The sequence below is a fragment of the Klebsiella sp. WOUb02 genome (assembly GCF_050058015.1).
GTDB lineage: Bacteria > Pseudomonadota > Gammaproteobacteria > Enterobacterales > Enterobacteriaceae > Klebsiella.
In genome coordinates this window covers 2,532,607-2,547,619 of record NZ_CP170110.1, presented here as the reverse complement: position 1 = coordinate 2,547,619, position 15,013 = coordinate 2,532,607, and the positions used below count along the sequence as shown (strand labels likewise).

At 59.3% G+C, this 15,013-nt stretch carries 11 protein-coding genes and 2 pseudogenes; 10 read left to right on the top strand and 3 right to left on the bottom strand.

From position 1 onward, the window contains the following. The first annotated feature begins 159 nt into the window (after positions 1–159). From aroL to ppnP, 5 genes are all read left to right on the top strand, one after another. Complete coding sequence (gene aroL, locus ABOC21_RS19210; protein ID WP_426812906.1) at positions 160–690, top strand: shikimate kinase AroL; 531 nt, start codon at positions 160–162, stop codon at positions 688–690. 99 nt (positions 691–789) lie between these two features. Further along, positions 790–1,218, top strand: a complete 429-nt coding sequence (tnpA, locus tag ABOC21_RS19205; protein WP_426812394.1) for an IS200/IS605 family transposase — start codon at positions 790–792, stop codon at positions 1,216–1,218. Positions 1,219–1,418: 200 nt separating this feature from the next. Continuing rightward, positions 1,419–1,610 (top strand): YaiA family protein, encoded by a 192-nt coding sequence (locus tag ABOC21_RS19200; protein WP_426812905.1) that lies wholly within the window; start codon positions 1,419–1,421, stop codon positions 1,608–1,610. A 341-nt stretch (positions 1,611–1,951) separates the two neighbouring features. Further along, a complete protein-coding gene (locus tag ABOC21_RS19195) occupies positions 1,952–2,629 on the top strand; it encodes an AroM family protein (protein WP_426812904.1) in 678 nt (225 codons plus the stop codon). Between the two features lie 167 nt (positions 2,630–2,796). Further along, the gene (ppnP, locus tag ABOC21_RS19190; RefSeq protein WP_095094295.1) at positions 2,797–3,081 is read left to right on the top strand and encodes a pyrimidine/purine nucleoside phosphorylase; all 285 of its coding nucleotides are present in this window, start codon (positions 2,797–2,799) and stop codon (positions 3,079–3,081) included. Between the two features lie 81 nt (positions 3,082–3,162). On the opposite strand, the pseudogene rdgC reads toward ppnP, so the two are convergent. Continuing rightward, positions 3,163–4,075 (bottom strand): annotated as a pseudogene (gene rdgC / locus ABOC21_RS19185) (recombination-associated protein RdgC). Positions 4,076–4,166: 91 nt separating this feature from the next. Here rdgC and mak point away from each other — a divergent pair. Next, positions 4,167–5,072 carry a fructokinase gene (gene mak, locus ABOC21_RS19180; protein ID WP_426812903.1) on the top strand — a complete coding sequence of 302 codons (906 nt, stop codon included), beginning with the start codon at positions 4,167–4,169 and terminating at the stop codon, positions 5,070–5,072. A gap of 69 nt (positions 5,073–5,141) precedes the next feature. On the opposite strand, the gene sbcC is transcribed toward mak, so the two are convergent. Together sbcC and sbcD are read right to left on the bottom strand one after the other, a co-directional pair. After that, positions 5,142–8,276, bottom strand: a complete 3,135-nt coding sequence (sbcC, locus tag ABOC21_RS19175; RefSeq protein ID WP_426812902.1) for an exonuclease subunit SbcC — start codon at positions 8,274–8,276, stop codon at positions 5,142–5,144. Further along, the gene (gene sbcD, locus ABOC21_RS19170; protein ID WP_426812901.1) at positions 8,273–9,475 is read right to left on the bottom strand and encodes an exonuclease subunit SbcD; all 1,203 of its coding nucleotides are present in this window, start codon (positions 9,473–9,475) and stop codon (positions 8,273–8,275) included. The genes sbcC and sbcD overlap by 4 nt, the downstream gene beginning before the upstream one ends. Positions 9,476–9,656: 181 nt before the next feature. On the opposite strand from sbcD, the gene phoB reads away from it, so the two are divergent. From phoB to proY, 4 genes and pseudogenes are all read left to right on the top strand, one after another. Continuing rightward, positions 9,657–10,346: a phosphate response regulator transcription factor PhoB gene (phoB, locus tag ABOC21_RS19165; RefSeq protein WP_133596364.1), complete on the top strand. Its 690-nt coding sequence runs from the start codon at positions 9,657–9,659 to the stop codon at positions 10,344–10,346. A 21-nt stretch (positions 10,347–10,367) separates the two neighbouring features. After that, positions 10,368–11,664 (top strand): annotated as a pseudogene (gene phoR, locus ABOC21_RS19160) (phosphate regulon sensor histidine kinase PhoR). A gap of 408 nt (positions 11,665–12,072) precedes the next feature. Continuing rightward, on the top strand, positions 12,073–13,392 hold the full coding sequence (gene brnQ, locus ABOC21_RS19155) for a branched-chain amino acid transporter carrier protein BrnQ (protein WP_426812900.1): 1,320 nt from the start codon (positions 12,073–12,075) through the stop codon (positions 13,390–13,392). Positions 13,393–13,514: 122 nt separating this feature from the next. Further along, entirely contained in the window at positions 13,515–14,888 is a 1,374-nt protein-coding gene (proY, locus tag ABOC21_RS19150; protein ID WP_426812899.1) for a proline-specific permease ProY, read from the top strand. Positions 14,889–15,013 lie beyond the last annotated feature (125 nt).

Sequence of the window (15,013 nt, the reverse complement as noted above, 5' to 3'; positions counted from 1 at the left end):
AGTTTACATGCAAAATCCCTTTGTTCTCTGTGATGAAAGGGAGTGCCTGATGATTTGTAACGTTTATTTTACGGTTATCGTGGCACCGCTTCGCAGGTATCATTGCTCATTTTTCGTATTCATTTTCCCGCAAAATGCGGAACCAGAGGGTCTTCGGTAATGACACAGCCAATCTATCTCATCGGTCCACGCGGCTGCGGTAAAACGACGATCGGCCACGCGCTGGCGCGGGCGCGTAATTACCAGTTTACCGATACCGATCATGCCCTGCAGGCGCATGAGCAGCGCACGGTCGCGACGATCGTCGCGCAGGAGGGCTGGGATCGCTTTCGTGAGCTGGAGTCGCAGGCACTAAAAGCGGTCACCCAGCCGGGAACGGTTATTGCGACCGGCGGCGGCATCGTGCTCGTCGAAGAGAACCGTCAGTTTATGCGGGCAAACGGCGTGGTTTTCTATCTCCAGGCCTCGGTATCCGCGCTGATTGACCGCCTGGAAGCCTATCCAAAAACCGAACAGCGTCCGACGCTGACCGGCAAACCGATTCGCGATGAAGTGGGTGAAGTGCTGGCGCAAAGAGAGGCGTTGTACCGGGATACCGCGCACCATATTATCGATGCGAGCGCCGGGCCGGATGAGGTCGTCGGACAGATCGTGGCGGCGCTGCAGAGCGCCTGTACGGTCGATAATTAAATCCGGTAAACCCCCGGCTTTGCCGGGGGACTCCGAAAGGTTTGACCTTTAAGTCAGTCGCGCGAATCTGAAATCTCCGCCAAGAGATGAGGATTCGTGATGAGAGACTATCAGAGCTTAAGCCATACGAAATGGGACTGTAAATATCACGTGGTTTATATCCCTAAACGCCGGAAGCAGCGGTTATATGGTGCGCTGCGGCATGAGTTGGGAAAAATATTCCACGAGCTTGCGAGCCAGAAGGGCTGTCAGATTCTGGAGGGGCATCTGATGCGCGATCATGTCCACATGTGCATCAGCATACCGCCAAAGTACTCGGTATCGACAGTAGTCGGCTATCTGAAGGGAAAAAGTGCGATAGCGATAGCACGACACTTCGGCAGAGGTAAAAACTTCACCGGTGAAGTTTTCTGGGCTCGAGGTTATTTCGTTTCAACCGTTGGTTTGGATGAAGCCACGGTCAGGGCGTACATACGCAACCAGGAGAGAGAAGACGAACGATACGATCAAATGAAACTGAACGTATAGCAGCCGCCCTGGGCGGCTCATGGTTTGTCGGCGCCTTTGAGGCGCTCACCCTAAAGCCTCCGGCTCTGCCGGAGGATACTTACTAATCCTGCCGGAGTGGCGAAAGCGGCGAGTAGCGAAGCGAGTTAGGACTTTACCTGGGGTAAACAGAGCGCGGCTCTCTATACTTTGTGGTTCGTACGGTAAAAGAGGGAAGAGCTATGCCAGACCGACCGCCATATCCGCGAAAAGCGCGCGTTGTCGCCGTTGAGAAAGGCCAAAAGGGCCAGACCGAGACTTGGTACCAACTCCGCGCCGATTATCCCACTCCCGATTCACTGATTAGCGAACATCCCGTCGAGAGCGAAGCGCTGGATGCCAAACGGCGCTATGAGGATCCTGACAAATCGTAACCCTTCTTCTGCGCTATCGCCTGTCAGCGCAACCGCTGGCAGGTATTTTTGCCCCCGCTCAGGATTGCGATCCCCCGCTGATTTACGCCCCCGCGCGCCGATCTGTTTTTCTCAGCCGGAGGATAAAACAGGATGTCCGTCACATTTTTAATTCATCACGCATACTAATGAATATCTAAGGTGCGGATTTTTCAGGAGGGTCCCTGAAGCATCGGCAATCTTTACACTCTACTGGCGCGCTGAGCTGCTACGCTTCTGGACGGTTGATTTTTAGCCAGCGAGGGGGCGGATATTATGCGGTAAGCCTGTGCTGAAGGCGTGGAAGTGAAAAGGTAGATGATATGAGTACAACGATGGCCATTTTAACCGTTGGCGTGGTGCCGGTGGCGGAAGTTCTGCCGCTTTTAACCGAACATATCAGGGAAGAGCAGATCACGCATATTAGCCTGTTAGGTAAAATGACGCGCGAAGAGGTGATGGAGGATTATGCCGTTGACCCCGACGACGAGCGCCTGCTTACCTTACTGAATGACAACCGGATGGCCGAGGTCTCGCGGTGGAAGATTGAACGTGATTTAAAGCACCTTATCGCGCTGCTCGACCGGCAGGAGTATGACGTCATCCTGCTGTTGAGCTCCGATATGCTCAGCGGCTTTACGGCGCGCAACGCCATTCTGCTGGAGCCGCAGCGGATTATCCCGCCGCTGGTGGCGTCGATTGTCGACGGTCATCAGGTGGGAGTCATCGTTCCCGTCGCGGACGCGCTGCCATTGCAGCAGCAAAAATGGCTCTCGCTGAACAGCGCGCCGTACTACGCGCTGGCGAATCCGGTTAGCGGCAGCGATAGCGATTTGCTCGATGCCGGAAGGGCGCTGCTGGAACAGGGCGCCGACGTGCTGGTGCTGGATTGCCTCGGCTACCATCAGCACCATCGGGACGTGCTGCAAAAAGCGCTGGACGTGCCGGTTCTGCTGTCTAACGTGCTGGTTTCGCGGCTGGCGGCAGAGCTTTTGGTTTAAGCCGCTTTGCGGCCGCGGGTATTTCGATGAGTCCTGACCGGCGGGCAAACGCCACCGGCGCGGTCGTCCCGCGTCACAGGCCAGGCATTACGCGTTAATTTTACGTGACAGAAACGAGGAGCGCCCCCTATATTGAGGTTTCAACAAAAGATCATAAGGGCTTGTTTATGCTTCAAAGTAATGAATACTTCGATGGAAAAGTGAAATCGATCGGTTTCACCAGCAGCAGTACTGGCCGCGCGAGCGTGGGCGTGATGGCGGAAGGGGAATATACCTTTGGAACCGCACAGCCGGAAGAGATGACCGTGGTCAGCGGGGCGCTGAACGTTCTGCTGCCTGGGGAAACCGAGTGGAAAGTGTATGCCGCCGGTGAAGTATTCAACGTTCCTGGCAGCAGCGAGTTCCATCTGCAGGTTGCTGAGCCAACGTCCTATCTGTGCCGCTATCTGTAATTCAGATTCTGCCATCCTGCCGCCGCGCGGCAGGATGACGATCCGTGTAATCGATTGATTTTGCGGATCTCATTCAGCTGATTAGCGCTGGGCTTCTCCGCCCAAGCCTTCCACCAGATTCTGAATCAGCGCGGCCAGTTCGCCGGTCATCAGAATAAAGTCGGCGTCAAAGCGCTGGGCAAAATCTTCCCGATCGATATCTTCGTTCTGATCGCGCAGTTCGTCACAGAACTTCAGGCGCTTGATTGAGCCATCGTCGCACATCAGGAACTGAATGCGCTGCTGCCAGTCGAGGGCCAGCTTGGTGACGACCTTCCCGGCTTCAATGTGCACGGCGATTTCGTCGCTGACCAGATCCTGCTTCTTCGCGCGGATCACGCCGCCGTCTTCCAGCATGGCCTTCAGCTCGGCTTCATCCAGCAGACTGGAAGCCCTGCGCCACGGTGCCGGAGCGTACCCATTCGGTGAGCGTCAGCTCGATCGGGTTTTCCAGCGCCAGCGGGACAACCGGCAGCGATCCTAAGGTTTTGCGCAGCAGAGCCAGCGTATCTTCCGCTTTTTTGGCGCTGGCGCAGTCCACCATGATCAGGCCGTTGACGGTGTCGATCCACATCATGGTCTGGCTGAAGCGGCTGAAAGCGCGCGGCAGCAGCGAGTGCAGCACTTCGTCTTTTAGCGAATCTTTTTCGGTTTTCTTCAGCTTACGGCCCTGTTCGGCTTCCAGCTTGAAGATCTTCGCTTCCAGCGCCTGTTTGATCACCGGCGACGGCAGGATCTTTTCTTCTTTGCGCGCGCAGATAACGATCTGGCCGTTTGTCGTGTGCGTCAGCGCGTCGCTGTGCGATCCCATCGGCGACACCCAACCGGTTTTTGCCATATCCTGGCTACCACAGGGCGTAAACGTCAGCTCGGCCAGCTGTTTTTCCATCTCCTCGGCGCGCAGGGAAATGTCGCGGCTGAGACGGTAAACCATTAAATTTTTGAACCACAGCATGATAATTTCCACGGCTTTATCGTTAAATCCAGCGGGCATGATAGCGAATTGTCGCTATGCTTGCATTGTTAATCGGGGAGAGGAGCTTACAGTGCGTATTGGTATTGATTTAGGCGGCACGAAAACGGAAGTCATCGCCCTGAGCGATAAGGGAGAGCAGCTGTTTCGCCACCGTTTGCCGACTCCGCGGGATGATTACCGGCAAACGATAGAGAATATTGCCACCCTGGTCGATATGGCAGAGCAGGCGACCGGAGAGCGCGGCAGCGTTGGAATGGGGATCCCCGGTTCGATTTCGCCATATACCGGCGTGGTAAAAAATGCCAATTCCACCTGGCTCAACGGCCAGCCGTTTGATAAAGACCTGAGTCAGAGGCTGAATCGCGAAGTGCGGCTGGCGAACGATGCCAACTGCCTGGCGGTTTCGGAAGCGGTGGACGGTGCCGCGGCGGGCGCGCAGACCGTATTCGCGGTGATTATCGGTACCGGCTGCGGCGCCGGAGTCGCGTTTAACGGTCGTTCGCACATTGGCGGCAACGGCGCCGCCGGCGAGTGGGGGCATAACCCGCTGCCGTGGATGGACGAGGACGAGCTGCGCTATCGCGCGGAGGTCCCGTGCTACTGCGGAAAGCAGGGGTGTATCGAAACCTTTATCTCCGGCACCGGCTTTGCCACCGACTACCGGCGACTGGGCGGCCAGCCGCTAAAAGGCAGTGAGATTGTGCAGCGCGTTAGCGAGCAGGACCCGCTGGCGGAACTGGCGCTGAGCCGCTACGAGATGCGGCTGGCGAAGTCGCTGGCTCATGTGGTGAATATCCTCGACCCGGACGTGATCGTGCTCGGCGGCGGCATGAGCAACGTCGAGCGCCTGTACCAGACGGTGCCCGCACTGGTGAAACCGTGGGTGTTTGGCGGCGAGTGCGAAACGCCGATCCGCAAAGCGCTGCACGGTGATTCCAGCGGCGTGCGCGGCGCGGCCTGGCTGTGGCCGCTGTAGGCGGCTGAGGAGAGGCTCTCGATTCCGGCCTCCCGGCGGCGCCGCGCTGCCGGGAGGCCGGACGGACCCTTACTCCACCGCGTAGGCCTTATCGAGACGGCTGTATCCCAGCCCGTTGATTTTCTTCACCTTGATCTGCACGGGGATGCGCTCCTTCATCGCTTCGACGTGGCTAATCACGCCGATCGCCTTGCCGCTGGCGTTGAGGGCATCCAGCGCGTCCAGCGCGGTATCCAGCGTTTCGCTGTCGAGCGTGCCGAACCCTTCGTCAAGGAACAGCGAATCAATGCGCGTTTTATGACTCACCAGATCGGATAGCGCCAGCGCCAGCGCAAGGCTGACGAGGAAGCTTTCGCCGCCGGAGAGGGTGCGGGTATCGCGCACCGCATCCGCCTGCCAGGTATCAACCACCTCCAGCTCCAGCGCTTCGCTGGCCTTGCGCTGCAGCTGATAGCGGCCATGCAGGCGGTTAAGCTGATGGTTCGCCAGCCAGACAAGGTTATCCAGCGTCAGCCCCTGGGCAAATTTACGGAATTTATCGCCCTCTTTGGAGCCGATCAGCGAATTGAGCCACGCCCAGTCCTCCAGCTGCCGCGCGGCGAGCGCGATCTCCTGCTGCAGCGCCTGCTGGCGCTGCTGATTCTCGGCATTCTGCTTCAGCTGCTGGCGGATCTCCCCCTGGCGGGCGCTATTTTCCCGCAGCAGCAGGGCCAACTGCCGTAAACGGGCCTCAATCTCTTCAACCGGCCGGGTGATGTCGCCCTCCGCCGGCGGCTGCTGTCGATGCTGCGCCAGCGCTTCGCCGGCCCGCAGGGCGAGCGCGCTATTTTGCTGGAGCGTATTTTCCAGCGTTTGCCTCAACTGCTCCAGGCGCTGACGGGTCTCCTCATCGAGCAGGGCGTCGAGAAACGCCTGCTGGTCGGCAAACGGGCTGGCGGCGAGGGCGGCGGCGAACCGGCCCTGGCTCTCTGTCAGCAGCCGCTGCTGCTGGCTCTCCTGCTGGCCAAGGGTGCGCCACTGGCTCTGTAGCGCCAGGCAGTCGTCGTGCACCTGACGCCAGCCCTCAAGCGGCGCGGGCGGGACCGCCTCTTGCGCCTCCGGCAGCGTCTCCAGCAGGGGAATCAGCTGCTGCAGACGCTCCTGCAGAGCGGCGGATTCGTCACTTTTGGCCTGCCAGCCGCGGGTTTCCTCCTCGCGCTCGGCCAGCCAGGCCGCCGCCCGTTCAGCTTCGGGCATGCTGAGGGTAAAGACCGCGAGTTCGTCGCTGAGGGCGCTATGACGCTGCGCCAGCTCCTGCCGCAGCTGCTGTAGCTGCAGTTCGCACTCCTGCTGCTGGGTCTGCCAGGCCAGCCGCTGCTGATGCTGATACAGCTGCTGCTCCCGCTCCTGCTGGGCCTCCAGCCAGCCGGGGATATCATCCTCCGGCTGCAGGTCAATGCGCAGTTCGCCGATGACGGCCTGCCACTGAGAGGTAAGCGCTTGCTCCTGCTGGAACAGCGATTCTTGCTCCTCTTTTTGTTTAAGCTTTTGTTTCAACAGCGCATCCAGCTCGCCGCGCAGCTGAGCGCCTTCTTCCGCCAGCTGTTTCACCTCGCTCTCCAGCGCCTCGCGGCGGGCCTGATTAACGCCGGGCGTCAGCGCCCGATATTCGGCGACCGCCGGGTGTTCGCAGGAGCCGCATAGCGGGCAGGGCGCACCGGGCTGCAGGCGCGCGCGCTCCTCTTCCAGTCCGGCAATCCGCGCCTCCAGCTCACAAATGGCTTTTACATCGCTGAGCTGCTGGTTTTTATCTTTATAAGCCTGGCGGCGCTGGGTCAGCGTCGTTTCGAGCTTCTCCTGCTCCTGGCGGCCGGTCTGCTCCGCCGTCTGCAGCTGATTGAGGCGCTGGCGCAGGGGCAGCAGGCCGCTATGCAGGGCTGCCAGCTGCTGACGCTGTGGGCGGGCGGCGGCGTGGCGGGCAAGGTCGTCGCGCAGCCGATCGGCATCCAGCGCCAGCGCCGCCGGCGGCAGTTCGCCGAGCCGACGGCGGGTTTCCGCCAGCCGCTGCTCAAGCGTAGCCTGCTGCTGTGCGTCGCGCGCCTGCTGCTGGAACGCCGCCCGCCAGCCTGCCAGGGCATTGCTCCACTGACGATAGCGGTCGTTGGTCTTCAGCCATTCGGCGAGCGATTGCTGCGCCTGCTGCAGCTGGCTCGTTTGCTGCTGCGCCGCGAGCCGAATGCCCGCCCGCAGACGCAGCCGTTCGTGTAAGCGAGTATTTACTTCTTCCACCTGGCGGCGGGTCTGCGCCAGCGCGGCGTCCTGCTCCTGCTGTCGGGTCCACAGCGGACGCAACCGATCGGCAGGTAGCGCCTGCTGCAGCGCCGCAAGCTGCGGTCGGGCCTGCTCCAGCGCCTGCTGCGCCTCGCGCAATCGCGCCTGGGTCTGGCTCTCGTCGCGGCTAAGCTCCTGCTGACGCAGCAGCCATTGTCGGGCATTTTGCTCGCGTGCCTGCTCGGCGAGCCGCTGCTGTTCTTCAGCAGTAAGTGCTTGCAAACTTTGTTCCAGCGCCTGCTGCTGCTCATCGCTTAACAGCACAACGCCGGAGGCCTGGGCCTGCAGTTTTTCCAGCTCGCTGTGGGCGAGTTTATGCTTTTCAAACACCTGGGCGGAGATCTGACCGTAAATTTCGGTGCCGGTGAGCTCCTCCAGCAGCTCGGCGCGCTCTTTGGGTTTGGCGTTAAGAAAGGCGGCGAACTGGCCCTGGGAGAGGAGCATCGAGCGGGTAAAGCGGCCGTAATCGAGGCCGGTGAGCGAGGCGGTCATCTCCAGCTTGTCTTTGACTTTGTCGGCGAGGATTTGCCCATCGTCGCAGCGGGCCAGCTCGACGCGGGGCGCCTGCAGGTTGCCGTCGGGCTGGTTGCGCGCGCGGTTCTGGCTCCAGAAGGCGCGGTAGGCGATACCTTTGACCTCAAATTCAACTTCAGCCAGGCATTCGGCGGTATTGCGGGTCATCAGATCGTTTTGCGATTGCGACACGCTGCTCAGGCGCGGCGTTTCGTGGTACAGCGCGAGGCAAATGGCGTCCAGCAGGGTCGTTTTCCCGGCCCCCGTCGGCCCGACGATTGCAAACAGCCCGTTGCTGGCGAACGGTTCGGCGGTGAAATCGATTTTCCACTCGCCTTTCAGCGAGTTAAGGTTTTTCAGGCGCAGGCTCAGAATTTTCACAGGCGCTCCTCACCGTTCAGGCTGTGCAGCGTTTCGTTAAACAGCTGCTCGAGGCGCTGCTGCTGCGGCTCTTCGAGGCTCTCCAGCGCCAGGCGACGGGCAAAAACCTCCTCAACCCGCAGTTCGCTGAGGGTTTCCCGCCGTTCGCCGGCGAGGATGCGCTCGCGCTGGGCGCGGCTGCGGCGCACCAGCAGCACTTCCACCGGCAGCGTTTCGCAGCGGGTCTGAATCTGGCGCTGGATATCGTGCAGATATTCGTCGCTGGTGATTTCAATATCCAGCCAGGCGGCGGGCAGATCCGCGCTATCCTGCCAGCGGTCAAGCTGTTCGCAGATGCTGGCAAAATCGCCCTTTAGCACCGCCAGCGGCTGGACAACCGGCACCGCCAGCGGACTTACGTCCGTCAGACGGCCGTCGGTAAAGGTCACCAGATTGACGCTTTTATTTTTCCCGGTCTCATCGAAGCTCAGGGAGATCGGCGAGCCGCTGTAGCGGATATGCTCGCAGCCGCCGACGATCTGCGCCCGGTGGATATGGCCCAGCGCAATATAGTCGGCAGGGGGAAAATGGCTGGCCGGGAAGGCGTCGAGGGTGCCGATATAGATCTCGCGCACCGCGTCGCTTTTGCTGGCGCCGACGGTGGTCAGGTGGCCGCTGGCGATAATCGGCAGCGATCGGTCGCCGCGCAGGGCGCAGGCCTGCTGGTACTGCTGCTGATAGTAGTCGCTGATGGCGGTGAGCAGCAGCTGCTGCTTTTCACCGCTGGAGTGCCCGGCCTGGCTGGTGACCAGCTCGCGGGGGCGCAGGAACGGGACCGGACAGAATATCGCCCCCGGCGCGCCGTCGCGCAGCGGCAGAACGAAGGGGGCGTGGCCGGCGTTAGCCACGACCGTGGTTTTTAAAAAGGCCAGGATGTCGCGCGATTCATTCAGCGTGGCGACCGAGTCATGATTGCCCGCCAGCACCACCAGCCGACAGCCGGTTTGCTGAAGCTGAACCACGAAGTGGTTATACAGCTCGCGGGCGTAGCTCGGCGGCGAGCCGGTATCAAAGATATCGCCGGCGACGATAATGGCATCGACCTCGTGCTCCTGCGCGCTGGCCAGCAGCCAGTCGAGAAAGGCCGCATGCTCAGCGGCGCGGCTTTTGCTGTAAAAGTTTTGTCCGAGATGCCAGTCAGAGGTGTGAATGATGCGCATAGATATTCCGTAGCCTGAGAGCGTTGCCGCCAGTATACCATTGACGGAAAGGGAGTTAAGTGCGTGTCACAATGCAAAATCCTCGATCGTCATACGCCCCTTTTTTTCATAAATCTGTCACAAAACTGACGCATAATGGCGCCGCACTCTATACTGATGGCTAAAAAACACAGGGTAAATAATGGCGAGAAGAATTCTGGTCGTTGAAGATGAAGCTCCAATTCGCGAAATGGTCTGTTTTGTTCTGGAGCAAAACGGCTTTCAGCCCGTCGAGGCGGAAGATTTTGACAGCGCGGTGAACCAACTCAATGAACCCTGGCCCGATCTGATTCTCCTTGACTGGATGCTGCCGGGCGGGTCGGGTCTGCAGTTTATTAAGCAGCTTAAGCGTGAGGCGATGACCCGCGATATTCCGGTCGTGATGCTGACCGCGCGCGGTGAAGAGGAAGATCGCGTTCGCGGCCTGGAGACCGGCGCCGATGATTACATCACCAAGCCTTTCTCGCCGAAAGAGCTGGTGGCGCGAATCAAAGCCGTGATGCGGCGAATCTCCCCGATGGCGGTGGAAGAGGTGATTGAAATGCAGGGGCTGAGCCTCGATCCTTCCTCCCATCGCGTGATGACCGGCGAAAACCCGCTGGATATGGGGCCGACCGAGTTTAAGCTATTGCACTTCTTTATGACCCACCCGGAACGCGTATACAGCCGCGAGCAGCTGCTGAATCACGTCTGGGGGACTAACGTGTATGTAGAAGACCGAACGGTAGACGTGCATATTCGCCGTCTGCGTAAAGCGCTGGAACAGAGTGGCCATGACCGGATGGTACAAACGGTTCGCGGCACGGGATATCGTTTCTCCGCCCGTTTCTGAATGTCGACAGGAGTGTGAACCGTGCTGGAACGGCTGTCATGGAAAAGGCTGGCGCTTGAGCTTTTCTTATGTTGTATCCCGGCCCTGATTCTCGGGGCGGTATTTGGTCATTTACCGTGGTTTTTACTGGCGGCGGTGACCGGACTTCTTATCTGGCATTTCTGGAATTTACTGCGTCTTTCGTGGTGGCTGTGGGTAGACCGCAGCATGACGCCACCGCCGGGAAGCGGCAGCTGGGAACCGCTGCTGTACGGCCTCCATCAGATGCAGATGCGTAATAAAAAGCGCCGGCGCGAGCTGGGCAGCCTGATCAAACGCTTTCGCAGCGGAGCGGAGTCGTTGCCCGACGCGGTGGTGCTAACCACGGAGGAGGGGGCGATCTTCTGGTGTAACGGCCTCGCACAGCAGATCCTCAATCTGCGCTGGCCGGACGACAGCGGACAAAACATCCTTAACCTCCTGCGCTACCCTGAATTCGCCAGCTACCTAAAAAGCAAGGACTTCAGCAAACCGCTCAATCTGGTCCTTAATAACTCGCGCCATCTGGAAATCCGCGTGATGCCCTACAGCGACAAGCAGATGCTGATGGTGGCGCGCGACGTGACGCAGATGCACCAGCTTGAAGGGGCGCGGCGCAACTTTTTTGCCAACGTCAGCCACGAGTCTGCGCACGCCGCTAACGGTGCTGCAGGGGTATCTGGAGATGATGCAGGAGCAGGTGCTGGAAGGGGTGACGCGGGAAAAGGCTCTGCATACCATGCGCGAGCAGACCCAGCGCATGGAGGGGCTGGTTAAACAACTGCTGACGCTGTCGCGTATTGAAGCGGCCCCGGTTCTGGCGATGAACGACAAAATCGACGTGCCGACGATGCTGCGGGTTGTCGAGCGCGAGGCGCAAACCCTTAGCCAGAAAAAGCATATCCTGCACTTTGTGGTCGACGAGTCTTTGCAGGTTCTCGGCAATGAAGAGCAACTGCGCAGCGCGATCTCAAATCTGGTGTATAACGCGATTAGTCATACTCCGGAGGGCACGGAGGTTACCGTCAGCTGGCAGAAAGCGCCGCACGGCGCCCTGTTTAGCGTCGAGGATAACGGCCCGGGGATTGCGCCCGAGCATATTCCGCGGCTCACCGAGCGCTTCTATCGCGTGGATAAAGCGCGCTCGCGGCAAACCGGAGGCAGCGGCCTGGGGCTGGCGATCGTCAAGCATGCGGTCAATCATCACGATAGCCGGCTGGATATTGAGAGTACGCCCGGCAAAGGCACGCGGTTTAGCTTCCTGCTGCCGGAACGTTTAATTGCCAAAAAAAGCGGCTAGCCGCCGCGCTGTCAACATAACTTGTCAATGACCAGCTTCGGCTGGTCATTTTCGTTTGCAGTCAATTTTCCGCTGCGTAATTAACGAACGTCCGCTGCTTTTTTGTTCGCATGATTAGCCATATGTTTTCCTTCATTATGGTCAATAGAGCTGGATATAAATTAAGACTTAGCATAATCATCTGCTTTTGCGATCCCGCCTTGCTTTAAAACGTTATAAGCGTTTAAATTGCGCCCCAGCAGTCGTAGACAGACTGCTTTTGCGTGGTAATTCAAAAAACAATTCTTTCCCACGCCGCTTCGGGAGCATATCTCGCTGAGTTTCCGGCAATAGCCGCTGTATCATCCCTAAGGGAAGGCACGGTATTTTTCCGTTTAACACCACCACATCCACAGGCAGTATGAATTTATGACCCATCAGTTAAAATCTCGCGACATCATCGCGCTGGGCTTTATGACCTTCGCGCTGTTCGTCGGCGCAGGCAACATCATCTTCCCTCCCATGGTTGGTTTACAGGCTGGTGAACACGTCTGGACCGCCGCTATCGGCTTTCTGATCACCGCCGTGGGTTTACCGGTGCTGACGGTCGTGGCGCTGGCGAAAGTCGGCGGCGGCGTTGAAAGCCTGAGCACCCCGATTGGTAAAGTGGCGGGGATCCTGCTGGCCGTGGTCTGCTATTTGGCGGTGGGTCCGCTGTTCGCGACTCCGCGTACCGCGACGGTCTCCTTTGAGGTGGGCATTGCTCCGCTGACCGGCGAAGGCGCGATGCCGCTGCTGATTTACAGCGTTATCTATTTTGCCCTGGTGATCCTCGTTTCGTTATATCCCGGCAAGCTGCTGGATACCGTCGGCAATTTCCTCGCGCCGCTGAAAATCATTGCGCTGATTATTCTCTCCGTCGCGGCGATTATTTGGCCGGCGGGGCCGATCAGCAACGCGCTGGAAGCCTACCGTACCGCGCCGTTCTCAAACGGTTTCGTCAACGGCTATCTGACGATGGACACCCTCGGCGCGATGGTCTTCGGGATCGTCATTGTTAACGCCGCCCGCTCTCGCGGCGTCACGGAAGCGCGCCTGCTGACCCGCTATACCGTGTGGGCCGGCCTGATGGCGGGCGTCGGCCTGACGCTGCTGTACCTGGCCCTGTTCCGCCTCGGCTCCGACAGCGCGACCCTGGTCGATCAGTCGGCCAACGGCGCGGCGATTCTGCACTCGTACGTCCAGCACACCTTCGGCGGCGCGGGGAGCTTTATGCTGGCGGCGCTGATTTTCATCGCCTGCCTGGTTACCGCGGTTGGCCTGACCTGCGCCTGCGCGGAGTTTTTCGCCCAGTACCTGCCGCTCTCCTACCGCTCGCTGGTGTTTATTCTCGGCATCTTCTCGATGGCGGTCTCTAACCTCGGGCTGAGCCACCTGATTCAGATTTCGATCCCGGTGCTGACGGCTATCTATCCGCCGTGTATCGCACTGGTGGTATTAAGCTTTACCCGCAACTGGTGGCATAATTCGTCCCGCGTTATTGCGCCGGCCATGTTTATCAGCCTGATGTTTGGTATCATTGACGGCATTAAAACGTCGGCGTTTGCCGATTTGCTGCCGGCGTGGACCGCGCGTCTGCCGTTGGCGGAGCAGGGGCTGGCCTGGCTGATGCCGACCGCCGTGATGGTGGTTCTGGCGGTGGTCTGGGATCGCGCCGTAGGACGTCAGGTGACATCCAGCGCGCACTAGCCGGCGTTTAAAATCAGTGTTAAACCACGGGACTTCAGGTCCCGTGGTTTTTTGTTTTTCAGGTAATCCTCTTTTGATCTTCGCCCATTGAAGGCTAAAGGAGAAAAACGGCATGGAATACGATGGAAAGTAGTAACAAACTTAAGCGCGGGCTAAGTACCCGGCATATCCGCTTTATGGCGCTGGGTTCGGCAATTGGCACCGGCCTGTTCTATGGTTCGGCCGATGCGATTAAAATGGCCGGCCCGAGCGTGCTGCTGGCCTATATTATCGGCGGCGCGGCGGCGTACATTATTATGCGCGCGCTGGGCGAGATGTCGGTGCATAACCCCGCCGCCAGCTCATTTTCGCGCTATGCGCAGGACTACCTCGGCCCGCTGGCGGGCTATATCACCGGCTGGACCTACTGCTTTGAAATCCTGATTGTCGCCATCGCCGACGTGACGGCCTTCGGCATCTATATGGGCGTCTGGTTCCCGACGGTTCCGCACTGGATCTGGGTGCTCAGCGTGGTGCTGATTATCTGCGCCGTCAACCTGATGAGCGTGAAGGTGTTTGGCGAACTGGAGTTCTGGTTCTCCTTCTTTAAAGTCGCCACCATTATCATCATGATTTTGGCCGGCTTCGGCATCATTATCTGGGGCATCGGCAACGGCGGTCAGCCGACCGGCATCCATAATCTGTGGAGCAACGGCGGCTTCTTCAGCAACGGCTGGCTGGGAATGGTGATGTCGCTGCAGATGGTGATGTTCGCCTACGGCGGGATTGAGATCATCGGTATCACCGCCGGGGAAGCGAAAGACCCGGAAAAATCCATCCCGCGCGCCATTAACTCGGTCCCGATGCGTATTCTGGTGTTCTACGTGGGCACGCTGTTCGTGATTATGGCCATTTATCCGTGGAACCAGGTCGGGACTAACGGTAGCCCGTTCGTCTTAACCTTCCAGCATATGGGCATCGCTTTTGCCGCCAGCATCCTTAACTTCGTGGTGCTGACCGCCTCGCTTTCGGCCATCAACAGCGACGTATTCGGCGTCGGGCGCATGCTGCACGGTATGGCGGAGCAGGGCAGCGCGCCCAAAATGTTCGCCAAAACGTCGCGCCGCGGCGTGCCGTGGGTGACGGTGATTGTGATGACCATCGCGCTGCTGTTCGCGGTCTACCTGAACTACATCATGCCGGAAAACGTCTTCCTGGTGATCGCCTCCCTGGCGACCTTTGCGACGGTGTGGGTGTGGATTATGATCCTGCTGTCGCAGATTGCCTTCCGCCGTCGTCTGCCGCCGGAAGAGGCGCAAGCGCTGAAGTTTAAAGTGCCTGGCGGCGTGGCGACCACGGCGGTAGGCCTGGCGTTCCTCGTCTTTATCATTGCGCTGATTGGCTACCATCCGGATACGCGTATTTCCCTGTACGTCGGCTTTGCGTGGATAGCGCTGCTGCTGGTTGGCTGGAAGCTGAAAACCCGTCGTGAGCGTCAGCTGGCGCAGGCGCGCTAAGCGGGCCGCTCTCCCGCCGGCTATGTTCGCGCTAGCCGGCGGGATATTTTCGCCTGAGCGATATCCTCCTCCGCTCTCCTCCCCCAATAATTCTGCCGATGATGAGTCATACGCATACGCGCTGT

Excerpts from the sequence above, each read along its gene's own strand:
- aroL (WP_426812906.1), top strand. The coding sequence starts at position 160 with ATGACACAGCCAATCTATCTCATCGGTCCACGCGGCTGCGGTAAAACG.
- tnpA (WP_426812394.1), top strand. The coding sequence starts at position 790 with ATGAGAGACTATCAGAGCTTAAGCCATACGAAATGGGACTGTAAATAT.
- ABOC21_RS19200 (WP_426812905.1), top strand. The coding sequence starts at position 1,419 with ATGCCAGACCGACCGCCATATCCGCGAAAAGCGCGCGTTGTCGCCGTT.
- ABOC21_RS19195 (WP_426812904.1), top strand. The coding sequence starts at position 1,952 with ATGAGTACAACGATGGCCATTTTAACCGTTGGCGTGGTGCCGGTGGCG.
- ppnP (WP_095094295.1), top strand. The coding sequence starts at position 2,797 with ATGCTTCAAAGTAATGAATACTTCGATGGAAAAGTGAAATCGATCGGT.
- sbcD (WP_426812901.1), bottom strand. The coding sequence starts at position 9,475 with ATGCGCATCATTCACACCTCTGACTGGCATCTCGGACAAAACTTTTAC.
- phoB (WP_133596364.1), top strand. The coding sequence starts at position 9,657 with ATGGCGAGAAGAATTCTGGTCGTTGAAGATGAAGCTCCAATTCGCGAA.
- brnQ (WP_426812900.1), top strand. The coding sequence starts at position 12,073 with ATGACCCATCAGTTAAAATCTCGCGACATCATCGCGCTGGGCTTTATG.
- proY (WP_426812899.1), top strand. The coding sequence starts at position 13,515 with ATGGAAAGTAGTAACAAACTTAAGCGCGGGCTAAGTACCCGGCATATC.